General features: G+C 46.9%; 22 protein-coding genes and 1 other annotated feature. Of the genes, 7 read left to right on the top strand and 15 right to left on the bottom strand.

Annotated features, from left to right (window positions below; all coding sequences use genetic code 11):
* Positions 1 to 179: 179 nt before the first annotated feature.
* Positions 180 to 1,469 carry a Glu/Leu/Phe/Val family dehydrogenase gene (locus tag BBR47_RS12425; RefSeq protein WP_007723992.1) on the bottom strand — a complete coding sequence of 430 codons (1,290 nt, stop codon included), beginning with the start codon at positions 1,467 to 1,469 and terminating at the stop codon, positions 180 to 182.
* Positions 1,470 to 1,779: 310 nt separating this feature from the next.
* Between BBR47_RS12425 and BBR47_RS12420 the strand changes: the two genes are divergently transcribed.
* Entirely contained in the window at positions 1,780 to 2,523 is a 744-nt protein-coding gene (locus tag BBR47_RS12420) for a PIG-L deacetylase family protein (RefSeq protein WP_012686119.1), read from the top strand.
* Between the two features lie 73 nt (positions 2,524 to 2,596).
* On the opposite strand, the gene BBR47_RS12415 is transcribed toward BBR47_RS12420, so the two are convergent.
* The 6 genes from BBR47_RS12415 to BBR47_RS12390 form a co-directional block, all read right to left on the bottom strand.
* Positions 2,597 to 3,196 carry a genetic competence negative regulator gene (locus BBR47_RS12415; RefSeq protein WP_007723994.1) on the bottom strand — a complete coding sequence of 200 codons (600 nt, stop codon included), beginning with the start codon at positions 3,194 to 3,196 and terminating at the stop codon, positions 2,597 to 2,599.
* A gap of 375 nt (positions 3,197 to 3,571) precedes the next feature.
* On the bottom strand, positions 3,572 to 4,486 hold the full coding sequence (locus BBR47_RS12410) for an NAD(P)/FAD-dependent oxidoreductase (protein ID WP_012686118.1): 915 nt from the start codon (positions 4,484 to 4,486) through the stop codon (positions 3,572 to 3,574).
* Between the two features lie 50 nt (positions 4,487 to 4,536).
* A complete protein-coding gene (locus BBR47_RS12405) occupies positions 4,537 to 5,229 on the bottom strand; it encodes a LysM peptidoglycan-binding domain-containing protein (RefSeq protein ID WP_012686117.1) in 693 nt (230 codons plus the stop codon).
* The gene (locus BBR47_RS12400) at positions 5,226 to 5,804 is read right to left on the bottom strand and encodes a CPBP family intramembrane glutamic endopeptidase (RefSeq protein WP_012686116.1); all 579 of its coding nucleotides are present in this window, start codon (positions 5,802 to 5,804) and stop codon (positions 5,226 to 5,228) included. Before BBR47_RS12400 ends, BBR47_RS12405 begins: the two co-directional genes overlap by 4 nt.
* Positions 5,805 to 5,820: 16 nt before the next feature.
* Entirely contained in the window at positions 5,821 to 7,332 is a 1,512-nt protein-coding gene (locus tag BBR47_RS12395; RefSeq protein WP_012686115.1) for a RecQ family ATP-dependent DNA helicase, read from the bottom strand.
* Positions 7,329 to 8,444: a helix-turn-helix domain-containing protein gene (locus tag BBR47_RS12390; RefSeq protein WP_012686114.1), complete on the bottom strand. Its 1,116-nt coding sequence runs from the start codon at positions 8,442 to 8,444 to the stop codon at positions 7,329 to 7,331. The genes BBR47_RS12395 and BBR47_RS12390 overlap by 4 nt, the downstream gene beginning before the upstream one ends.
* An 80-nt stretch (positions 8,445 to 8,524) precedes the next feature.
* On the opposite strand from BBR47_RS12390, the gene BBR47_RS12385 reads away from it, so the two are divergent.
* The 6 genes from BBR47_RS12385 to BBR47_RS12360 all read left to right on the top strand — a co-directional run bounded on the left by BBR47_RS12385 (position 8,525) and on the right by BBR47_RS12360 (position 14,854).
* A complete protein-coding gene (locus BBR47_RS12385) occupies positions 8,525 to 9,436 on the top strand; it encodes a hypothetical protein (protein WP_012686113.1) in 912 nt (303 codons plus the stop codon).
* A 103-nt stretch (positions 9,437 to 9,539) separates the two neighbouring features.
* Entirely contained in the window at positions 9,540 to 9,746 is a 207-nt protein-coding gene (locus BBR47_RS12380; protein ID WP_007724004.1) for a ferredoxin, read from the top strand.
* A 369-nt stretch (positions 9,747 to 10,115) separates the two neighbouring features.
* Positions 10,116 to 10,363, top strand: a binding site (T-box leader).
* Positions 10,364 to 10,433: 70 nt separating this feature from the next.
* A complete protein-coding gene (locus BBR47_RS12375; RefSeq protein WP_012686111.1) occupies positions 10,434 to 11,588 on the top strand; it encodes a pyridoxal-phosphate-dependent aminotransferase family protein in 1,155 nt (384 codons plus the stop codon).
* The gene (gene serA, locus BBR47_RS12370) at positions 11,581 to 13,164 is read left to right on the top strand and encodes a phosphoglycerate dehydrogenase (protein WP_012686110.1); all 1,584 of its coding nucleotides are present in this window, start codon (positions 11,581 to 11,583) and stop codon (positions 13,162 to 13,164) included. The genes BBR47_RS12375 and serA overlap by 8 nt, the downstream gene beginning before the upstream one ends.
* Positions 13,165 to 13,281: 117 nt before the next feature.
* On the top strand, positions 13,282 to 14,565 hold the full coding sequence (locus BBR47_RS12365; protein WP_012686109.1) for an SLC13 family permease: 1,284 nt from the start codon (positions 13,282 to 13,284) through the stop codon (positions 14,563 to 14,565).
* 13 nt (positions 14,566 to 14,578) lie between these two features.
* A complete protein-coding gene (locus BBR47_RS12360) occupies positions 14,579 to 14,854 on the top strand; it encodes a hypothetical protein (RefSeq protein WP_041749386.1) in 276 nt (91 codons plus the stop codon).
* A gap of 40 nt (positions 14,855 to 14,894) precedes the next feature.
* Here BBR47_RS12360 and BBR47_RS12355 read toward each other — a convergent pair whose 3' ends face one another.
* From BBR47_RS12355 to BBR47_RS12320, 8 genes are all read right to left on the bottom strand, one after another.
* Positions 14,895 to 16,025, bottom strand: coding sequence for an HAD family hydrolase (locus tag BBR47_RS12355; RefSeq protein WP_012686107.1), 1,131 nt, complete (start codon positions 16,023 to 16,025; stop codon positions 14,895 to 14,897).
* A 14-nt stretch (positions 16,026 to 16,039) separates the two neighbouring features.
* On the bottom strand, positions 16,040 to 17,824 hold the full coding sequence (locus BBR47_RS12350) for an ATP-binding protein (protein ID WP_012686106.1): 1,785 nt from the start codon (positions 17,822 to 17,824) through the stop codon (positions 16,040 to 16,042).
* A 1-nt stretch (position 17,825) separates the two neighbouring features.
* Entirely contained in the window at positions 17,826 to 18,542 is a 717-nt protein-coding gene (locus BBR47_RS12345) for a response regulator transcription factor (protein WP_012686105.1), read from the bottom strand.
* Positions 18,543 to 18,630: 88 nt separating this feature from the next.
* Entirely contained in the window at positions 18,631 to 19,860 is a 1,230-nt protein-coding gene (gene ccsB / locus BBR47_RS12340) for a c-type cytochrome biogenesis protein CcsB (RefSeq protein WP_012686104.1), read from the bottom strand.
* Between the two features lie 24 nt (positions 19,861 to 19,884).
* Positions 19,885 to 21,519 (bottom strand): cytochrome c biogenesis protein ResB, encoded by a 1,635-nt coding sequence (gene resB, locus BBR47_RS12335; RefSeq protein WP_012686103.1) that lies wholly within the window; start codon positions 21,517 to 21,519, stop codon positions 19,885 to 19,887.
* A 13-nt stretch (positions 21,520 to 21,532) separates the two neighbouring features.
* Positions 21,533 to 22,057, bottom strand: a complete 525-nt coding sequence (gene resA, locus BBR47_RS12330; RefSeq protein ID WP_012686102.1) for a thiol-disulfide oxidoreductase ResA — start codon at positions 22,055 to 22,057, stop codon at positions 21,533 to 21,535.
* A gap of 107 nt (positions 22,058 to 22,164) precedes the next feature.
* Positions 22,165 to 22,914 (bottom strand): pseudouridine synthase, encoded by a 750-nt coding sequence (locus BBR47_RS12325; protein WP_012686101.1) that lies wholly within the window; start codon positions 22,912 to 22,914, stop codon positions 22,165 to 22,167.
* Between the two features lie 114 nt (positions 22,915 to 23,028).
* The gene (locus tag BBR47_RS12320; RefSeq protein ID WP_007724050.1) at positions 23,029 to 23,562 is read right to left on the bottom strand and encodes a spore maturation protein; all 534 of its coding nucleotides are present in this window, start codon (positions 23,560 to 23,562) and stop codon (positions 23,029 to 23,031) included.
* Between the last annotated feature and the right edge of the window lies 1 nt (position 23,563).

Below are 23,563 nucleotides of genomic sequence, written 5' to 3'. Positions count from 1 at the left end.
CCACTTTTGCGTTTCCCCGCGAATCCCTTCGGAGCGGACAGTCTCATCCCTCAGCAGGACGAAGCCCGGAGCCTAGCCTGGAAATATTCTTCTCTCCACTACAGCCACACGCAATAAAAAAGGCCCCGCCAAAACGGCGGAGCCATGTTTTCTCAATATATGGAGGGTTGTTTGAAGAATTATACCCAACCGCGGAAGCGAGAAGCCTCAGCCATCTTGCGGGCACCAACCATGTAAGCAGACAGACGCATGTCAATGCGGCGAGTTTGAGACATGGAGTATACATTTTCAAACGAACGAACCATTACTTTTTCCAACTTCTCTTCTACTTCTTCTTCAGACCAGTAGTAGCCTTGGTTGTTTTGTACCCACTCGAAGTAGGAAACAGTCACACCACCAGCACTAGCAAGTACGTCTGGAACCAGAAGAATTCCACGCTCAGTCAAAATCTTAGTTGCTTCCAAAGTAGTTGGGCCATTTGCCGCTTCTACTACGATTGACGCCTTGATGTTGTGAGCGTTTGCAGCTGTGATTTGGTTTTCGATTGCTGCCGGAACCAAAATGTCGCATTCCAGTTCAAGAAGCTCTTTGTTGGTAATCGTGTTGTTGAACAGTTTTGTAACTGTACCAAAGGAATCACGACGATCCAACAAGTAGTCGATATCCAAACCGTTTGGATCATGCAGCGCACCGTATGCATCAGAGATACCTACGACTTTAGCGCCTGCATCATGCATGAATTTTGCCAAGTAACTACCAGCGTTACCAAAGCCTTGTACAACTACGCGAGCACCTTTTACATCGATGTTACGACGCTTTGCTGCTTCACGGATGCAAATGGTTACACCTTTTGCAGTAGCTGTTTCGCGGCCATGGGAACCACCCAGCGCAATTGGTTTACCCGTAATGAAACCAGGCGAGTCAAATTCACGGATACGGCTATATTCGTCCATCATCCACGCCATGATCTGTGAGTTCGTAAAGACGTCCGGAGCCGGAATATCTTTAGTAGGGCCCACAAGTTGGCTGATTGCGCGAACGTAACCGCGGCTCAGTCTTTCCAGTTCGCGGAAGGACATTTCACGCGGGTCGCAAATGATACCGCCTTTACCACCGCCATACGGCAGATCGACGATACCTGCTTTGAGGCTCATCCAGATAGAAAGTGCTTTAACTTCATCCTCAGTAACTTCCGGGTGGAAACGAATGCCCCCCTTGGTCGGACCTACTGCATCGTTGTGCTGTGCACGATAGCCCGTAAATACCTTTACTTCGCCATTATCCATGCGAACCGGAATACGTACAGTCAAAACGCGTAGCGGTTCCTTCAAGAGTTCAAACATCGATTCTTGGTAACCTAGTTTCTCCAGTGCTTCCTTGATCACCGTTTGAGTTGAATGGAGCAAGTTCAATGATTCTTGCTTTTCTTTCCCTTCGGTGCTTTCGGTTACCACGTCTTGATTACCCATTACTTACCACCTCAAAAATGTTTTCGGTCAATGCCGCCTTTAGTATACACGCTTGTATCATTTATGAGAAGCTTAAAAATGTTTTTTTTCCATTTCGAAAACGTTTTCGTGCCTTGTTTTGCATAATCATTCAATTATTTACCAACCATTTTGAAATCGCTTTTACAGACGCCGTTTTGTACAAGTAGCTTCAAATGCACGTCCAGCCATGCTTCTATTGTCCCCAAACTTGTTTCTTTCATTACAGGATTAGTGAATTTATGCCATAATGGAAAAGGTAATGTGGAAGTTTATTCATGGAGGTGTTTTTATGAAAAAAAAGTCTATTTTGTTTATTTTTGCCCATCCCGATGACGAAACGTTTGCTTGTGGGATTTCCATTTCCAAATATAGTGAGACCAAAATGGCCAGCACACATCTATTATGCGCAACAAAAGGGCAAGCAGGAAAAGCTGGCGAACCACCATTATGCACACCGGAAGAACTCCCCCACTTTCGCGAGCAGGAGCTTCGCGACGCTTGTGCCATACTTGGATTCGATCAGGTAGACGTCTGGGAATATCAGGATAAGTTCTTAAACACAGTGCCCGTAGATGAGCTCGTTACTCGTATCCACCAGGCTATTCACCAGATCCAACCGGAAATCGTCGTCACGTTTGCACCGCATGGCATCTCCGGACATCCTGACCACTTAGCAATTAGTCATGCTACCACCCAGGCTGTCCTTTCTTTAGGCCCAGAAACAAGTGTGCGAAAGCTTTATTATGCGACTCGCTCATCCGACGAAGGATTTGGTACGATGAAGCCACCCTATACAGATCCAATCGAGAGCATTACGACGATCATTCACGCACCTGAATATATGCCGAAAGTAGCTGATGCCTTGCGGGCACACAGAACACAGCACTTATCAGTAGAGCGCGTGTTTCCAGGTGTAACAAAAGGCGAGCACGATTCAGTTCCGCCAAACAATCATTACATCTTGGCTTGGCACAGCCTTCCGAACTATACCCTTCAAGGTAAAGAGGCTGATTTTTTTGACGGCCTAGCATAATCGATACAGACAGCAACAGCACCTAGTTGGTTGACTAGGTGCTGTTTTATATTCCCAGACATTTCTTTTTTGATTACGTGAAATGCCTGCATATTTCTTTTACAGCATCGTCGGCAACGATCACTTTCCCGTATTCTTCCAACACATAAATCGTTATCGGCGTCGCTTCTCCGTACTCAGAGAGGATCGCAATTAGCTTGTGATAACGCTCCTGATCCAAGTCGACTTCCTCCAGCACCAGATGATATTTCCCCTGGTAGAAGTAGGCAGCCCCGCCATTGGTCAAAAGGGCGTTAATGCGGTGGGCGGCTTCAACCATATGCTCAAAGTCCCGGAAGGCATACATGATCAAATCGCTTTCTTCCAATGTTACCTCTAGCTCGTATACATCCTCGTCTTCGAATTCTTCCTCTTTTCCGTCCTTTGAGCCCGTCTTGCCACGCGTTACGATTACGACCATTCCCTGAGCTGGCAAGGCGAACACTTCAACTGCAACAGGCCCTGATACCTCAAACCCTAATTCGTGATAAGCCTGTTCCATCATGTCGTTGAACAGTTCATGAACTTTAGGAATGTCACGCCACATGTCTTCTTTTTCTATCCCGCGCTCTGAGAGGTCGTCAAAGGTTAAAAAGATTCGTATTTTATCTTGACCAAGGCGTTCAACACGCATGACTGTCCCTCCTCGCCATCCAGTCGTACTACAAAATATGATGGTAAGCCTGTAAGAGTTCTCCACATTCTCCGGCGAATACCTGTTGGCATTCATCCATTTTTTGATGGACTGGAAAATACGGGGTAGTCCTATCATATCACATTTAGTTACTGGAACAAAGCTACCATGACACCTACGCAGCACTCGCCTGCCGATGTCGAATCCACTCATGAAAAAAGAAACTTTGTTGTTGTCTGTCACTTCCTGCGCTTTCCCAGGAAAAGTTCCCCTTCATTGCTCTTCTTCTGTATTTATATTTGGTTCTGCTAGTTCGGGTTCCTTCTCGTTCATAAAGGTTTGTACATGAAAAAACGCCCAGAATCAGGCGTTTTTTTACCTCTCCAATTCACGCAGCCGCTTTTGAATCCAAATGGCAGCCTGTGTCCCATCTCCCATGGCAATCGACACTTGCTGAGAATGCTCATTGATATCGCCAACAGCCCAGATGTTGGGATGATCCGTTTCTTTTGTTCGCGGGTTCGTTTGGATGTGGCCCTTTTCATGAATTTGCACGGAAAAACCACGTAAAAGCTCTGTCAAAGCATGCGCACCAGGAAAAGCAAGAAATGCTCTTTCTACAGACAACCGTTCACCTGAAGAGAGCTCGATTTCTTGCAATTGCCCCGCCGTATGATGAAGAGCATATACTTTTTCCTCCCGATACATGATCCCTCGTTTGCTCAGTTCAGAGACAGTCTGCGTATCCACCTGCATTTCTGCATGGTTAATGACTGTTAACCTGTTGGTATAATAAATAAGTTCGTCCGCTATCGAAACAGCGTGTGGGCCCGCTCCAATGATTGCCGTGGCTTTGTCAACTGTTTCATAGCCGTCACAGTCGGGACACAAGAAAATCGATATCCCTACACAATCGGAGAAGCTAGGGATGGCTGGGAACGGATCACGCATGCCGGTTGCCAAAACCAGCGTTCGCGAAGTAAGTGTATGTATGCCACTTTTTGTACCTATCGAAAATAAGCCGCTTGGGTCGGTAGAAAGCTTGGTTACCTCATCTGTTATCAAAATTGCTCCGTATTTTTGTGCTTGCTCCTTGCCTGCATGACGCAAAAAATCGCCACTAACCCCTTCCGAAAATCCGAGGATATTTCGGTAGGCTTTGGCGATTGTTGATCGACCACCTGGCATGTCAATGACTGCAACGCGTCGAAGGCATCTTGCAAGTTGAATGGCAGTTTGAAGCCCTGCAATCCCGCCGCCGACAATGACTGTATCATACTCCACTTGCATCCACCTGCTTATCCTTTTCCCGATAGCATGACCAGTGGAGCACGATCTCATTACTGAACGAGTGGAACCAAAACAACTCTTCCTTCGACGAGCCCTGCTTCTGAATGAAGCCCGTTGTATTTTGCGATTCGTCTTACGTTCGAGTTATTTCCATAGTACTTTCGGGACAGCATAAACAACGTTTCCCCCTTCTTCACCACATGCTTGACGATCTTTGATTTTGTTACAGGTGGTGTTGAAGCTGGTTTTCCCGGTGTAACAACTGTGATAGGAGAAGTACTCGTGATCTGGTTTGTCTTGCTTACAGTTGTACCAGTCGAAGTTTTGGCTGGAACTGGGCTCACAGCTGCTGTCTGTGCGCTTGTTGTCGGCTTCACCGTCGGTTCAACCGGCTTTGATTCGATCGTTTTCGCTTTGTCAGGAGGGGTGGTCACATTTGCATTAGAATCAGGCGTAGGAGTGAGAACGACAGATACAGGCTCCTTTTCTCCTGCCTTACTCCCTTGCGGGGTGGTAATCGCTTTTCTACCTTCTTTCCCTTCAGCATTTTTCACTTCAACACTACCAGAAGCTGCTGACTCATGTGGGATATTGGCCCTGTACAACTCAAAACCAATCAACCCGAAAAAGACGAATCCAAACAAGTACAATCCCGGTTGAATCCACTTTTTAAACGAGAACGACGCTTTAGGGCGAGTATGACGGGAGCGTCGGGGTGGTAATGGATTATGCTCAAGATTCACTCTTCCTCCCCCTTTTTCTTGATTGTTTTTTGTAGATAAAATGCTAACATGACGTCAATAAGGATATGAGCCACAATCGAGGGCCAAAGGGACTGATAATGAGAAAACAAGAGCCCCAAGATCAAGCTTGTACCAAATACACTTATGATCATGAGCGGTTTTTTCAAATAACGTACGTGGATCAGTGTAAAAATAAGGCTGCTCCAAAAGTTCCCGGCAAGCGATTGAATCACTCCACGGAATAGCCATTCCTCTCCAACCCCTACTACCATACAGACGAGAACCGTGGTGGATGGTAACATGGCGCCAAAAACTTTTTCATTGATACTGTCATCATCCTGCCATCGCTTCGGCAAGTAACGATCCATCACAATACTCGCGATGATAATACCTGCGGCTACAAACACGGCCCACAGTACGGCATTCCAGCCTGGCAAACTAAACAAGGACAGAGTAGCATCCCAGCCCAGCACGAATAAGCTACCGGCAGCAGCCACTCCTATCACGATTCCTTGTGTCAACCATAGATTCAGCCGAAGAGTGGCTTCATCCACCTCTAGCCGATCTTCCTTCACTCGATGTTTCTCTCCTTTATTTGTTCGGCAAAAGAGTGTCTAACGCCTGCCGCAAATTCCATTTGATTTGTTCATTCTTTGCGAATGTATGGTCATTCGTTTGGAAATACGCATCCATAGTTAGGCCACAATTCTTACAGCAGTACAGATCAAATTGATGATCCTTTTCTTTGAAATACGCATTAATGCTTGCACGCAAACAGTTTTCTCCTCTTACGTAAGATACCATTTCTGCCAGCTTTTTTTGCTTAAAGCTTTTTCTCTTTTCTGTTTCCTGCCAAATGATATGAGCCTTTGGATAGGACTCTCCCGCAGCAGCAGCTTCGTTTAAGCCCAGCACTCTTTCCGTATAAAAGGCAAGGAGAGCGCCCATCTCTTCGGATATATCCATCATCGCCAAGGCCTCGTTCGTCAAAGGTACTCCAGTATTGCACAACTGCTCGTATTTTTGAACTTGTACTTGTGTCGGGTACTCCTTCTCCAGCATGTGCTGATGAATCTGCAAATCGTCCCACGAAAATAAAAGCAGCGCATACCCGGGCTTGCCGTCACGGCCGATCCGCCCGATTTCTTGTGCGTATGCCTCTAAACTGGCTGGCATTTGATAATGGATGACGTAGCGAATATCTGGCTTGTCGATTCCCATACCAAATGCATTGGTTGCAATAATAACATCCAGCTCTCCTGCGAGAAATTGGGATTGGATCAGCATTCGCTCCATGCTGTTCATGCCCCCGTGGTAACCGTGAACGCGTTTTTTCCCTTCTAGTTGATAAGAGGCTGCCAACACATCTACTGCTTGTCGCGTGCTGCAGTAAACGATTCCAGGCCCCTGCAAACAATCGATCTGATCAAATACATACGAACGCCTGTCTGTTTCCTCCCCAACTTCAACCAGATCATAGGCGATATTTGCCCGATTCAGGGACTGCAACACAATATCTTCCTTTTTAATGGAAAATAAGTTGCAAATTTCCTCGCGAACAGACGCCGTCGCAGTCGCCGTCACAGCCAGAACAGGAGGTGCTCCCAATTGTTTCACGACTTCAGGCAATCGCAAGTAATCTGTGCGAAAGTCATGTCCCCATTGCGAGATGCAATGCGCTTCATCAATTGCGATCAGGGACACCCGCGCTCGCTTTAACACTTGTTGGACATAGGTCTGTTGAAGCTTTTCAGGAGAAATATACAGAAGCTTGTACGCACCTTCCGAGAGCCCTTTCAAGATTTCGCGGGACTCTGTCGGATCTTGCATGCTGTTCAAATAGGTTGCCGGAATTTTTTTTCGCGCTCGAAGCTGCTGCACCTGATCGACCATCAAGGAGATCAATGGGGAAACCACGACGGTCAGACCCGACAAAAGCATTGCTGGCAGCTGATACGTCACTGATTTCCCACCACCTGTTGCTAATAGCCCGAGAACACTTCGTCCATGTAGTAGACGTTCAATAATAGGCTCCTGACCGGGGCGGAACGAGTCATATCCAAAATGCAGCTTTAATCTGTCGTACATGAGCTGTTTATTCATTTTGCCCCCCTCGTCGCTCGTGCCAATGCCAATCGGATCTGCAAATACGTCACTGTTGCTTCCAATTGATCCTTGATGAGCCGGAGTCTGCTTGTATCGAGTCGCTCACTCGTTTCCACGATCTCTTTTGCCAGCTCATTCGGTAAATAGGTTGTCATGTCCCATTCCGGACAGCGCAGGGCAATCTCTACCAAATGATCTTCTATTGTACTTTCTTTCATTTGTCGTCTCTTCGCTATTTCCTTTTTGTCACAGCCAGTCTGAAGCATTGCGTACGTTCGGGCAGCACTTTCGGTGAGACGTGGATCAAGCTTGTGGGATTCTGTAACCAGTTTTGATAAAAGAGGATAATGATTGCTCTCTGCAAGCAACGTCTGAATCGACGCGGCTAGCCCATATCGAAATTGCAGCATGAGATAGCTACGACTCGTTTGGCGAATCTCTGCTACTTGCCCCATGGTCTTGCCAACTTGTCCAACTCCTGACAGTTGACAAAACAAAAGCTCCTGCACACCTTCATCCAGGGGCTCCCATAATCGATATAGCTCATCAGACAATTGCTGTTTCCAAGCATGTCGCAATGTCCCATCAGATAATTGGTTTTTTACCCAACGCTGTGCTGGCTTGTCCGAAACGACCGGAATGAAACCGAGATCACCCTGATGCATTTGCGAGATCGTCTGCACCATAAGATGAAGTCTATTCCAAAATGGTTCGATTCGCTCCGCCAAATCAGACTGGGTAAAAGGTGCGAACCATACATCAAACCGATATTTTTGGTACATGTGTTTGGCATGCTGCAATCCTGTATCAGAAAAGGTAAAGGTCGGTTTCGAGTTTATTCCAACTGCATCAACAGGTAAAATCCAGCGCGCCTGAAATAAAGTTGAAACTATTTTCTCCCAATCCTCTCTTGGAAAACGGGAAAACATCCGATAATACGGATAAAGGGTATACAAATGCACATCTTGCAGTGTCTGATTGGCTTTTCTGCCACGCAGTATGTAGTAGGCTGATTGCAGCGTTCGTTCATTGGCCAGAGGTAACATGGCATTCAAGGCGACCGCACATAAGAGGTCCTGCTCCTCTGCCGCACTGTTCCGACTGTTCATTGGTACTCCTTACATCATTCTATATTTTTCAAAGCTCAAAGTAAGCGAAGTAAACTGCATCATTGTATTTGGAGGATAGTATGACAAAACGATTGAAAAGAACTGAATTTATGATGGCGTACATGATCATCATAACACTTGCATGCACAGTTGGTGGATTTTTTTTCGGGGCCCATTATATGAAGACACAATTGGAGTCGGAACAAGCCGCCGTACTCGAAGCTGAGAAAAAGGAAGCCGAAAAAGAAAAAATGCTACGTGAGCAAAAGCTGTACAACGAACAGGACTTTATCCGATTTTACTATGCCGTTTATGCACCGCTGCTTGATCTGAAGCAAGCACATTTTGATACGATGGGTAAATGGAATCAAATGAACGAAAGTGAACGGACCGAAGGTTTGAAGCATCTCAGCAGTTTAGCTGACCAGACAAGGAAAGAGCTGGAGAAAAACGTTCCCTTGCCGACGTCACCCATGCTGAGACAAGCTCACGCCACCTTTACGAACAGTGTACGGGCGTATTTGGATAGTATGGAGCAGATTCGTTCCGATCAAAATAAAGCTACGCCTGCTTCCATTGGAGCTAGCCTGACGCTTTTCCAAAATAACTGGCTAACCGCACAGGAAATGGTGTATCACTCCATCGCGTCTTGGGAATCGGCTTATGTGGTGAAGCAAGGCATGCCAAAGCAATTGCCTGGAACCGTTAACACCGCACAATGGAAGCAGTATCCGTTCCATTACCGCACCTATCTCGCAGCTGTCGCCATGTCAAAAAGCAATCAATGGAGCAGCTATAGTCCTGAAGACTTGACTGCAAGACTTGATTTGCTCATTGCATCCAACGAAGTTCAGGCACTAGGAATCAAGGATTTAGCCGCTGCCGTGAAGATTTTGAACGCGACAGATGCAGTATCTGCGGGAGATTTTAAACGCTTGAATACACAGCTCTACTCCGTGCTAAGGGCACCTGAAATCCCTCTTTATAAGTAGTCGTACATTTTTAGACTGATTCAATCTTGAAATCTTGTCACCAAGAGCATACAATGATCTATGATAGTGGACGTACCACTTCGGTATGGGAGGTGAAACCACGATGACTACATGGGTAGATAAAGATACTTGTATTGCTTGCGGTGCTTGTGGCGCCACGGCTCCTGACGTCTTTGATTACGACGATGAGGGCCTTGCGTTCAACAAGTTGGATGACAATGCTAACAGCGTTGAAATCCCGGATATCCTGCATGACGATGTTCGTGATGCTGCTGAAGGATGCCCGACCGACTCTATTAAAGTGGAATAGTATTCCATCTACTAATGGAAGAAACCTCTTACGTACTTCGGTATGTAAGAGGTTTTTCATTATGCCCTCCTCTCCTCCACTGAACGAATGATCGACAACTTCCCGTTCTTTCTTTTGTCATTTTTCGATAAAATAATAGCAACAGCAAAATCCGAACATTAAAATGCGTTTTTTCCATTTTTTGTGATGTCAACATCTTAACGTTCGTGTTTTGGTCATTTTTGTAGTGTTTCCAGCATGAAATTGAGCATTATTCACGAACGATAACCGATATAAAATAATTAATGTTCATTTTTTCTCGTTTTTCTTCTTGACGGTGTTATTTTGACGTGATATCTTAAGTACAAATCTTACGAAACACCTTATAAAACAACAGCGATGACGAAGAAACGCTGTGATTGAGAAATCCCCAGAGAGCCGATGGTTGCTGCGAATCGGCGATTTCTCCCACGGTTAAGCACTTCTGAGCTGCTGCGTTGAAAATGGATTCACCATCCAAGTAGACGCAAACGGTAGAACCGTTATCTCTTTTAGGTCATGTACCTACCAAGGCTCTTTTTTGAGAAAAAAGGAGCGAATGAGGGTGGCACCGCGAAGCAAAGCCTCTCGTCCCTCACTGTTCTGTAATAGGAGCAGTGTGAGAACGGGAGGTTTTTTTGATATGCACTTATTTAGGAGGAGAGAACCATGTTTGCAGACAAAATGATTTTGAGAATCCCTGGCCCTACCCCTATTCCACCACGTGTCCAAACGGCGATGAACCAACCGATGATTGGACACCGCAGCGGCAAATTTTCCGCTCTTTTTGCCCGTACTGCTGAAAGACTGAAGCCTTACTTTGGCACCAAGCAGGACGTATACATCTTGGCAGGTAGCGGAACGAGTGCACTGGAGATGGGCGTCGTAAACACGCTTCAACCAGGCGATGAAGCTGCCGTCCTCGTCAGCGGTGCATTTGGTGAGCGCTTTGCAAAAATTTGCGAGCGTTACGGTATCATCGCCCATCGCGTGGAAGTGCCTTGGGGCAAGGCGGTTACACCTGAGCTGATTGAAACATTCCTGCAAAAAAAGCCACAAATAAAAGCCGTATTTGCTACGTACTGTGAAACATCCACTGGGGTAGAAAATCCGATTGCTGACTTGGCGAAAGCAATCCGCACTCATTCGGACGCCCTCTTCATTGTGGATGCGGTAAGTAACCTTGGTGCGGTTCCATGCGAAATGGACGCTTGGGGTGTCGATATCGTAGTAACTGGCTCGCAAAAAGCTTTCATGTTGCCAACAGGCCTTGCCTTCCTCGCTGCGAGTGAACGCGCATGGCAAGTGATTGAGCAAAACAAATCGCTCGCCTTCTATTTGGACCTGAAAGCATACCGCAAGAGCTTGGCCGAGCAAACAACACCGTATACGCCTGCTGTATCCCTCATTTTCGGTCTCGCCGAGGTATTGGATATCATGGAGGAAGAAGGCTTGCCAGCTATCGTAAAGCGCCATGAACTAATGAGAGACATGACTCGCGCAGCGATGAGGGCATTAAACATAAAACTGATGGCAGAAGATCAGTACGCATCTACGACCGTTACTTCTTGCGATCCTGAGGGTACCTTTCATGCAGAAGCTCTCCGCAAAATGTTAACGCAGCAATTCAATATCACAATTGCTGGCGGCCAGCAGCACCTGAAAGGCAAGATCTTCCGCATCGGGCACATGGGTTATTGTGAGCCATTGGATGTCCTGCAAGTCATTTCTGCGATTGAATTGTCGCTTCACCAAATCGGTGCTCCAGTTGAACTGGGTGCTGGTGTAAAAGCTGCTCAGGAGGTGCTCATCGCACATGTATAAAGTACTCATTACTGACCCACTTAGCGAATTTGGAATTCAACAGCTCTTGGACGCTTCTGATGTAGAAGTTGTTCGTCAAACAAACCTCTCCCCTGCTGAACTGATCGATGTGATTGGCGACTACGATGCACTCCTCGTACGCAGCCAAACCCAAGTAACAGCAGAAGTACTTTCTGCCGGCAAAAGGCTGAAGGCAGTCGGTCGCGCGGGTGTTGGGGTCGATAACATTGATATCAACGCTGCCACCCAAGCAGGTATTCCGGTCATCAACGCTCCGGACGGCAACACCATCTCCACCGCAGAGCATTCGTTTGCCATGCTGATGGCTGTCGCTCGTAACATCCCTCAAGCTCACAAGAAGCTAGTAGACGGTACATGGGATCGCAAAAGCTTCCAAGGGGTTGAGTTGAACAACAAAGTACTCGGAGTCATCGGTATGGGCCGTATCGGTTCTGAGGTTGCGAAGCGTGCGAAAGCATTTGGCATGACCGTCATGGGCTTCGATCCTTTCATGACCGAGGAACGTGCGCAAAAAATGGGTGTAACTAACGCAACTGTGGATGAAATTTGCCGCAAAGCAGATTTCATTACGGTCCATACTCCGCTGACAAAAGAAACCCACCATATCATCAGCACGCGTGAATTCGCGAAAATGAAAGATGGCGTTCGCTTGATCAACTGCGCTCGCGGGGGAATCATTGACGAGAAGGCTCTCTACGAGGCGATTACCACTGGAAAAGTCGCGGGGGCAGCTCTGGATGTTTTCGAAGAAGAACCACCTGTAGACAACCCTCTCGTCGGTCTGCCTCAAGTGGTAACGACTCCACATCTGGGAGCTTCGACCATTGAAGCACAGGAAAACGTGGCCGTAGACGTATCGGAAGAAATCCTGAAGGTTCTTCGTAACGAGCCATTCAAAAATGCCGTGAATTTGCCTTCGATTCCTGCGCACGTGATGGAAAAAGTCCAACCGTACTTTACGTTGGGTGAAAAGCTGGGCCATTTCCTTGCCCAAGTGACAGTAGGTTCCATTTCGGAAATTTCCATTAAATATAGCGGTGAATTGACGGATGTAGACACGTCCCCGCTGACTCGCACAGTCCTCAAAGGTGTACTGTCCTTCCGTCTAGGCGAGGAAGTCAACTATGTGAACGCCCCAATTCTAGCAAAGGTGCGAGACATCACCGTAACGGAGCAAAAGACAGCACAAAACAAGGGCTTTACGAACTTACTAACTGTTAGCTTAAAAACGACGCAAGAGACACGCACAGTGGCTGGAACGCGACTCAATGGTTACGGTGCACGTATTGTGAAAATTGACGACTTTGCGATTGACGTAGCACCTGAGGGCTATCTGCTCTACATTCACCATAATGACCGTCCAGGTGTGATTGGACGTGTCGGTTCCATCTTGGGTGAAAACAGCGTGAACATCGCAACGATGCAGGTAGGACGCCGTGATATCGGTGGAGACGCGATCATGATGCTCTCTGTCGACAAACCATTGACGCCAGAGCTTCTCGATACGATGGGCGAGCTGGCGGAAGTGAAAAGCGTTACACAAATCGAGCTGTAGATTCTCCCTTTCACAGAGAATAGACCTGGCCTTCTGCCGGGTCTTTTTCTTTACCCTGATTTTGGTTAGAGCTATAATGGGACAAGATAATTCTGCACACCAAGGAAGGAGCTTCTTATGACGAATCAGGCATTATTCGCTATTGGTATCTTTTTAGTTACCTATGCATTTATTATTAGCGAAAAGTTACATCGAACCATTGTCGCCATGTCCGGCGGAATTCTCATGGTCTTGTTCGGGATCATTACACAGGAACAAGCAATTCACCATATCGACTTCAACACGCTCGGCCTACTGATTGGGATGATGATCTTGGTTGCCATTACGGCGCAGACCGGTGTTTTCAAGTATGTAGCCATCCGTGCAGCAAAGGTCGCAAAGGGCAAACCGATTCGTATCCTCGTCTACCTGAGCTTGATCACGGCCATTGCCTCCGCCTTTTTGGACAACGTTACTACTGTACTTCTCATCGTACCTGTGACGTTTAGCATCGCACGCCAGCTCCAGCTTAATCCGATTCCTTTTTTAATCAGTGAAATTATCGCCTCCAATGCTGGAGGAACTGCTACCTTGATCGGTGATCCACCGAATATCATGATTGGCAGTTCTGTGCCGGAGCTTGATTTTATGAAGTTTCTCGTGAATTTGAGTCCAATTATCATCGTGATTATGGCTGTCACCGTTGTTTGCTTGGTGCTCATATACCGTAAGCAGTTAGTAACATCACCTGAGTTGAGTGCAAAAATCATGCAGTTAAATGAGCGTGATGAGATTACCGACAGCCGTTTACTGAAAAAGTCCTTAACCGTCATGGCGCTGACGATTCTAGGCTTCATGCTGCACGGAGCGCTTCATTTAGAATCGGCCACGATCGCTCTGACAGGTGCTTTTCTCTTACTTCTGCTAACAGGAGAACACTATCTAGAAGATGCGATAAGCAAAGTGGAATGGAATACGATCTTTTTCTTCATTGGTCTATTTGTTCTCGTCTCCGGTTTAGTTGAAACTGGTGTGATTGCAAAACTCGCCAATGAAGCGATGAAATTGACAGGTGGAGATTCACTCAAAACCTCCCTGTTAATCCTCTGGTTGAGCGCAATCGCCTCTGCCTTTGTTGACAACATCCCATTCGTTGCTACCATGATTCCGATGATCAAGGAAATGGGCTCCCTTGGGATCACCAATTTGGAGCCGCTTTGGTGGAGCCTTGCACTCGGGGCGTGTTTAGGTGGTAACGGTACTTTGATTGGGGCTAGTGCCAACGTGATTGTGGCTGGCTTGGCTGCCAAGGAAGGACATCATATCGGCTTTTTCAGCTTTATGAAGATCGCCTTCCCGTTAATGATCCTGTCTATCTTGATTGCTCATGTCTACGTTTATCTACGTTATTTTATTTGGTGAGGAGGAATCACTCTTGTTCCATTACACCTATAATCAAGAGGAAATCGAGATCAAGGAACAAATTTCACAGCAAGATGCTACCTACCATATTGTCGTAAAATCTGAGTCCATGCGAGCTCGTGTCAAAGAAGTTCGTCGTTATTTTGAAGGGAACAAAGACTATACAGATGTCCTGTTTTTTTCACGAGAGGATGGTTCCTTCGAAGTAATCGTCCGTCTCAACATGATTGAATCCTTTTTGATTCATGCCTTTCGCTTCAAATGCTTGCAATCGATTAGTTGGGAATAAAAAAACTCCGCCGTTTCTACATACGGCGGAGTTTTTTTATCTACAGAATGGAAAGGATATCGCGCACATCATCGAGAATAAAATCTGCTTTTTCCTCTTCAAACTTGCTGCGCGCATCTTGACCAGACAGTCCAGTCAATGTCGCTGCAAACTTGCAACCGATTGAGCGAGCCGCTAGAAAATCAGCGAGTGAATCGCCGACGATCAGCACCTCTTCTCCATTTTCGATTGGTAGTGAAAAATGGACAGCATCGCTAATCGGTGCATCGAGTCCGAGCAACCCTTTTACATAGCAATAAGGGTGTGGCTTGGACATCGGCGCAAAGCTAGGAAATGCTTCTTCCGCATCGAGTACGTGAGAGGCAGTTACGACACGGTTCGGGTCAAACCATTCCAGTATGTTCATCTCACTGAGGGGAACATGCGTCTCAATGGTAGGACGCCCTGTTCCAATTCCCAGTGTGTATCCTTTTTCTTTTAACGTGCGGAACAACTCGACCATTTCTGCAGGTGGTACAATCGGAATCTCGTCTGCCAAGAAGCCCTTCTTGCCTGGCTGCATGGTCTCACGCCCAATCGATGCCGCCACACGTTCGTCACCGAGATACCATTCTTGAAATGTCTTTTGAATCAACTGCCATAGATCACTATTGCGAGAGAACATTTCTGTTGCAATACCGCAACGCTCTTTTGCAATCTGGTTCAAGTAGAGCAGCATTTCTGCTTTTTGTGCAGAACCTTTGGCAAAATCAGCGGTGAACGCTGCGTAGTCTACTTGGAAATCAGGCGCATAAGTGGCAGCCCACTCTTTCACTTTTGCCAGTTGCGGTCGATCAATTTGTTCGACAAGAAGGCTCGTTGCTTCTGGAACTTGCGTTTTAACCACTTCAATCAAACGAATCAACTGATAGGAAAACGCGAGGAAAACCATGTCCCAGTTGGAGTTGATTCCACGTGACTTGATAAAGTTTAGCACTTCATCGTGAGCGAAAACTTGCTCGCGCACTCGTCTGATTTGCGCTTCTTCTGGAGAAGCTGTGAATTCCTCGCCTGCAAGCCCTACATACTGTGGGCTGTACAAAAATTCCCACACTGTCAATGCAGAAGCATCAAAGTATCGCTCTTCACTCAACATAACCCCGTCAACATCAAATAAGATCGTTTTGATCATTTCTCTCTACACTCCTATTTGTTTTTATGCAGCATCAAGGCGATTGTAAAAGTCGTTCCCTCACCCAGTTTACTTTGCACATTAATGGTGCCCCCATGTGCTTCGACTAGGTTTTTCGCAATGGCTAGTCCAAGACCAGTCCCACCAAGTCGTCCACGTGTACGAGCCTTGTCAGCTTTATAGAATCGCTCAAAAACAAACGGCAAATCTTCTTGTGGGATGCCACTGCCTGTATCGCTGATCTCAACCAGCAATGTTTTATCCCCGCGAGCCCGAATGGTGACGCTTCCCCCACTTGGCGTATGTCGCAGCGCATTATCGATCAAGTTCGTTAGCACTTGCTCCATACGATCAGGATCAATGAGCACATGGGTATGCGTCGTCGATATTTCAAGGAAGAGATGGATTTCGCGTTCTCTCGCCAGATTGGTGAATTTACGTTGAATGCGCTCCAAATATGGGCGCAGCTCCATCGTCTCCTGGAACAATTCAACATGCCCCGCTTCCATCCGTGCCAGGCTAAGCAATTCATTCACCAGCTTGGTCATACGCGCTGACTCATCATAGATAATCTGCGCCAATTCCTTATGCTCTTCCGGTGTCGCAACGATATCATCCACAATCGCTTCACTGTACCCTTGCAACATGGATAGAGGTGTTCGCAGCTCATGGGATACGTTTGCCACGAAATCATTACGCATCTTATCCAGCTTACGCTCCTGCGTGATGTCTCGAAGAACAGCAACCGCTCCACGGATTTGATCCTTATCGTTCAAAGGTACCATGACAACAGACCATATCCGCCCTTGAACAGGGATATCCTCTGTCACTTCCTGTCCGGTTTGCAAAACCTGCTGATAGAACGGGAACAGCGGCACAGGCTCATCCGAATGCTCGAAATCCCAATCTCGCAAAAATCGTTCCGCTGGCGGATTCGTTACGGCCAGCTTACCGTTCGCATCTATCATCACAACACCATCTACCATGCTTCTAAGAACGCTCGCCAGCTGCTCCTTCTCTTTGGACAGTGCATCGACTAACTGATTGAGCTTGCTTGCCATCGTGTTAAACGACGCCGCCAGTTCACCAGTCTCGTCTTGGGTCCTGATCGGGATTTCAGCATGAAAGTCTCCTTCCGCAATGCGATGCGCCGTTTCTTTCATCTGACGTAATGGAGTCGCAATACGCGATGAGAGGAAAAAGGCGAATACAGTGGTAGAGACAAATCCGATGACGCCAACCACAAAGATTAAAAATCTGACTTCCCTAACCGTATCATCAAAATCTTCAATCGCCTGATACATGACCACTGCGCCCGTTTTCCCTGCTCCCATTTCTAAAGGAACAGCAACCGCAAGAAGTTCATGCTTGTTATTTGTACGGTCAGCGGATTTATTCACATCAATATATATCGTTTTGGTTGCTGGATGCTTGCCTGCCAGCGCATCAGTCAAACCCAATGCAGGATTTTGGAGCAAAAGGTTTATTGGAATACGAGGAAGCCCAGCCCCTTCGCTCATACTGACTTGCTTTCCTTTTTCATCTAGAATGACCATGCCCGTATGATGGACCAAGCCAAACCTGGAAGCCATCTCCATAGCGGCTGTCATATCTGGACTTTGCGCCAAACCGACTGCGATACCATCTGCCAGATCATGCAAATTCTTGGACTGCCGATTGCTATAAAAGCTGTCAAAGGATTGAACGAGCAACAAACTGAAGATCGTCAAGACGAGAGCAAATAAAGCAATAATCGTCATCCATAGCTTTCCGACTACACTGCGAAAAATAACGTCCACTTTACTTTGGCACCTCTAGCTTGTATCCGACGCCCCAAACCGTGGCGATCATATTGGCTGCTTGTGGAGAGACACGGTTCAATTTTTCGCGGAGACGCTTGATATGCGTGTCCACCGTACGCAAATCGCCAAAGAATTCATAGTGCCACACATCTTTCAACAGTTCTTCACGCGTAAACACTTTATCCGGCGACAATGCCAGGTAGTGCAGCAGCTCATATTCTTTTGGGGTCAGGCTCACCTCTTGGCCACTTGCGATGACTTTGTGTGCATCGTGGTCAATGGTCAATTCCGGGAAAACAAGAACAGAATGACTGTTGAATGTCTCTGTCTTCAAATACGCTGTTGCCGAAGAACGACGAAGAATCGCTTTTACCCGGTACATGACCTCACGTGGGCTGAACGGTTTCACGACATAATCGTCTACCCCTGCCTCAAACCCGTGAACGCGGTTCGTTTCTTCCCCTTTTGCCGTCAGCATAATAATAGGGGTTGCCTTGAATTCACGAACACGCTGGCATACCTCGATCCCGTCCATACCTGGCAGCATCAAGTCGAGCAAAATGATATCATAGTCACTTCCCACAGCCATTTCGACAGCTTGCTCTCCATTATCTGCTTCATCAATCAGGAAGTTTTCTCTTTCCAAGTACATTTTCAGAAGTCTGCGAATGCGCTCTTCATCGTCTACAACGAGAATACGTGCCATTTTCTCCATCTGGAACACCTCTTGCTCTCATATTATCGTAAAACTGTTAGAAGATAGTCCAAAAAGCTGGTGGTAAAACCAGCTTTTCGAGGAATTTCTACACCCCAGCGTAAGAGTGCAGACCAGCAATGACCAGATTGACCACGACCAGTGTAATCAAAATAATGACAAAGCCGATGACGGACATCCATGCTGATTTTGCACCGATCCATCCTCTGGATAGACGCAAGTGCAGGTAGGCACTGTAGAAGAGCCAGACAACTAATGCCCATACTTCCTTCGGGTCCCACCCCCAGAATCGTCCCCATGCCTCTTCTGCCCAAATCATCGCAAAGATAAGGGCCCCGAGAGTAAACACCGGATATCCGATACTGATTGCTCGATAACTGATTTCGTCCAGAAGCTCCGGATCGACGCCCTCAACTGAAGGCTTGATAGCAGCCCCTAATCGTTTTCGGAAAATTAAACGCAAGCCGCCATACAAAATTGCCCCTGTCAGGACTGACCACAGCATCGTGTTCAATTTGCGTGCGGCGTCTTTTCCTTCCATCCAGGTAGGCGCCTCAAAGAGTGGTGACATTGGGCCTTCCTTGATGATGGTTGAATCAGCAGGCGCAACAATTGCAGGCAGAATGTACTCCACTTTTGGTTTTACCTTCTGACCCACTGCATTCATTTCTTCTTTCTTCATCTCAAATACTGTCTTTTGATCCATCCGCGCAAACGTAGAATCCATCAAAATGAATCCAACGAGCATCAGAACCACAGCCAGCACGATCTCCAGCCATTTCGTGCTTTTGGTGGAAATATGCTGCGGAACGGTACGGATCAAATACATGAGACCCGCTGCAAAACCAACCGCCAAAATACCTTCACCCAGTGCAGCGGTAGTCACGTGAATATGCAACCAGTAACTCTGCAAAGACGGAATCAATGGGGTGATTTGCTTCGGGAACACGTACGAATACGCGAGCATGATGACCCCAAGCGGAAGGACAAACGCACCAATCGAGGTCAGCTTGTAAATCCGGTAAATAATTAAGTAGGCCAAGATAATACAGTAATCCAAGAATGCCATAAACTCAAACATGTTACTCGTCGGGCTATGGCCGCCGGCAATCCAGCGAGCAGCCACATACCCTGTTTGCGCTACAAAACCGATAACGGCTAACCAATACGCAATCCGTCCATAGCGCCCTTCATGTTGTTTGGGATCACGCCCTGCCCAGTTTTTTCCCGTCACGGCTACAGCGAAGAAGATAGACGAGATCACGTAAAGCAAAAACGCGATATCCAATAACCAGTCACTCAGTTGGATGAGCTGCACGTTGTTAGTACCCCCTTTGAAGCTTTAGGCCTTGGCCTTCGTTTTATCTTCTATCGTGACAGGGAGCTCCGCTTGTTTAACCAGCCCGTCTACTTCCCTACGAAGACCGAACCAGTTTTTATTCGTATGAGCCGCTACCATGATACTTCCCTCTTGCGTTTGTACCCAAACCCGGCGATGTTGCCAGAACACACCGATTGCAACGCCCGCAAGGAAAATGAACGAACCGAAATAAATCAGTGGCAATGCTTTGTCCACCCGTACATTCAGCCCTGCAATATCGACCAAATCAGGCATTTTGATATCGAGTCCGTAACGAGGATCATTTTTCTGCGTAAGAATGGTTCCTTCTAGATAAACCAATTTTTCATTATAATTGCCATTGTCTCCAATGAGCTCCAATGCGACCATCGGATTTTTTGGCAAATTGGTTTTCGTCGCAGGCTTCCCATCTTTCCCCATTATAAAATCGGGGAAGTAATCCAAAATCCGTACCGTGAACCCATCTGCAATGGTTTGTTCGGGCTGTGGATTGTACAGATCAATTTTGATAAGGCCGACCTCTTTTTTATTGTTTTTCAAATCGACCACTGTAAAATTGAGCGCTCCAAGCTGCATCTCTTGCACGCCGCTCTGATAAATGTAGAGGCTGTCCTGCTCCATCGGATGATTCACGACGATCGGCCCCTTCTGCACTTCTACCAAATCCGGCTTTTTCCCTGGAACGTCAGCGCTTTTATTTTCATACAAAATGGCATCTGTCTGGTAGCTCTTCACGATGGCTCCGCCCTTAAGCTCCAGTTGCTCCGGCATTTCTTCTTCTGACCAATACTCTGTCGTGTAGTTCTCGTTTTTTATGTAATAAGGGGTATTCGGAATCGCCATTGTTTGTCCCTCACGCACCCAGACGTACTCGTCCAAGTAAAAGCCAGGCAGGCTTCGCATTAAGGTACCGACCAAAAACAAAATCAATCCAATGTGATTAATGTAAGGACCCCAACGGCTAAAACGGCCTTTTTCAGCCATAATCGCTCGTTCTGTGCGAAAAATGCGGTATCCTTTTTCTTTCAATGCCAGAGCAGAGGCGTCCAGTATCGCTTCGTGATTGGCTTCTGGAGCAAGCTCACCCTCTGCAAACAGCTTTTGCCCTTTCAAAAAGGACTTGTGCTGGTTCAATCTCGGCTTGTTTAACGCTTTATACAGCGGTACTACCCGGTCCAAACTACAGATAACCAAAGCGGTACCGAGCATAACCAAAAGCGTCACAAACCACCAGGACGAGTACATATTGTGAAATCCAAGGCCGTAAAAAATCGTTCCAATCGTTCCATATGTTTCTGTATAAAAGCGGGCAACATCTGCTTCTGTCGGTACGGGTACTGGTATGTACATTTGCTGCGGAAAGATGGTTCCAACTGCGGACGCCACCAAAATGACAATAATGATACCGATTGCAATTTTGACCGAAGAAAAAAAGTTCCAGACTCGATCGATTACCTTCGTGTTATTCGTTTGAGAACGTCTTGCCATTCCTTCATAACGCATGTCAGGAAACGATGTCTGCTCGTGGACTTCAACATTCAAAGGCTTCCCGCAAGACTCACAGAGCAGCGTCCCAACCGGGTTGGTATGACCGCATTCGCATTTTCGCTGATCCATCATTGCTCCTCACTTACGGCAAGATTTTTGTTATTTTCGACTCAATCATCGCTTCATCTAACTGCCCGATGAAAACTTCCTTCACTTCTCCATCTGGATCGATGAAAAAGGTCGTCGGAATCGGACCGATTCGATACAGCTTTGTAATTTCCGATTGGCGATCGAGCAAAATAGGGAAGTCAATCCCGAACTGCTTTACAAATGGGTCTACGGCAACTGGCGATTCTCCGATATTGACGCCAAGTACAACCAATCCCTTGTCTTTGAATTTCGTGTATTGTTTTTGCAATGCTGGCATTTCTTTCTTACAGGGTTCACACCATGTGCCCCAGAAATTCAGGATAACGCCCTTTCCTTTCAAACTTTCCAGAGTCAGCTCTGGCCCATTCAATTGTTCCAAACTAAAATTCGGAGCATCGCTTCCTACTTTTACAGCACCGGGGTCCTTCACAAAGCTGGAATAAAGTGCAAAGACCAGCGCTACAAGCAAAACACCCAATACCGCGATCCTGACATATGTACGATTGCTTTTGTTCATGACGCCTACTCCCATCTACTGCTAATAAATTGCATCCTTTTTCCATTCTATTATAGCGTTCCTAGTTTTTCCGACAGCGCACAACTTATGAACAGATTTTGAACGAATCAATGTTTCGAACGCGGGCTGCGTTTCTTTTGAACCAATCCCCGCTTCAAGCTCTCCACTTCCTCATGAGTGAGCTTGCGAAATTCGCCCGGCTTTAGTCCATCTAATGTGAGAAACCCTAAACGGATTCGCTCCAATGTTAACACCGGATGACCGATCGCCTCACACATTCTGCGAACTTGGCGGTTTCGACCTTCATGTATGGTCAGTTCTACCAATGCCCGCTGGCTGCTAGACTCTGCCTTTAACAATTTTGACTGACCGGGAGAAGTCATACCGTCTTCCAAACGAATGCCGGTTGCCAGCTTGCGCACTTTTTCCGGACTGGGGATTCCCTTTACCCATGCCCGATACACTTTATCGATTTCATAGCTTGGATGGGCCAGTCTATTGGCAAGCTCCCCGTCGTTCGTCAAGAGCAGCAAGCCGGAAGTATCGTAATCCAAGCGACCTACTGGATATACCCGTTCTTGAATTCCCTTCAACAGATCGATCACTACCCTTCTGCCTTGCGGGTCTGTGACGCTCGTTATGACACCCGTAGGCTTGTACAGCAAGAGATAGACATGTTGCTCCAGTTTAACCTGCTGACCATTCACCACAATTTTGTCCTTGAGCGGATCGACTTTTATTCCTTGCTCTCGTACAACTTGGCCATTTACCTGCACCTTGCCTTGCGCAATCAATTCTTCACAATGGCGACGAGAGGCGACTCCAGCATGCGCCAATACTTTCTGTAAACGTTCCATCGTTGGTTCACCTCTACAACATCATACCCATTCTTACTAGTGTGGACAAGAAAAAGGGAAAAACTTCCCCATAACGAAGAGGAAGTTTTCCATGCCTACTCTATTTGAGCTCTTTTAAGCGAAAATGTAGGAGACAATGAGCAGCGAGAAGATGACACCTGCCAGGTCCGACCACAAGCCTACCTTTAGTGCATACGCAGAATTACGAATGCCAACTGCGCCAAAATAAACGGTTAGGACGTACAGTGTCGTATCTGTACTCCCTTGCATAGTAGCAGCCAGTCTACCCAAAAAAGAATCGGGACCGTACTGCGCGATCAGATCTGTTGCAATCGCAAGTGAGCCTGTACCCGTCAATGGACGGAGCAGCGCCAACGGGACCAGTTCTTCCGGAAAATGAAGCAGATCAAGAAGCGGCTTAAGGGCGCGAAGCAGTAGATCCAATGCTCCTGACTCCCGAAACATACTCACCGCGACCATCATGGCAATCAGGTGCGGGAGTATGCGAATCGTAGTGGTTAAGCCGCCTTTTGCTCCATCTACAAACGTCTCGTAGACGGGGACTTGTTTCCGCCACCCATACAACAAGACAAAGGCAATCGTAACGGGAATGGCCCAAAGAGAGAGCAGGGATACCCATTGGTACATA

This window comes from Brevibacillus brevis NBRC 100599, from assembly GCF_000010165.1.
Taxonomy (GTDB): Bacteria; Bacillota; Bacilli; order Brevibacillales; family Brevibacillaceae; genus Brevibacillus; species Brevibacillus brevis_D.
This window is presented reverse-complemented; position numbering and strand designations above follow the sequence as displayed.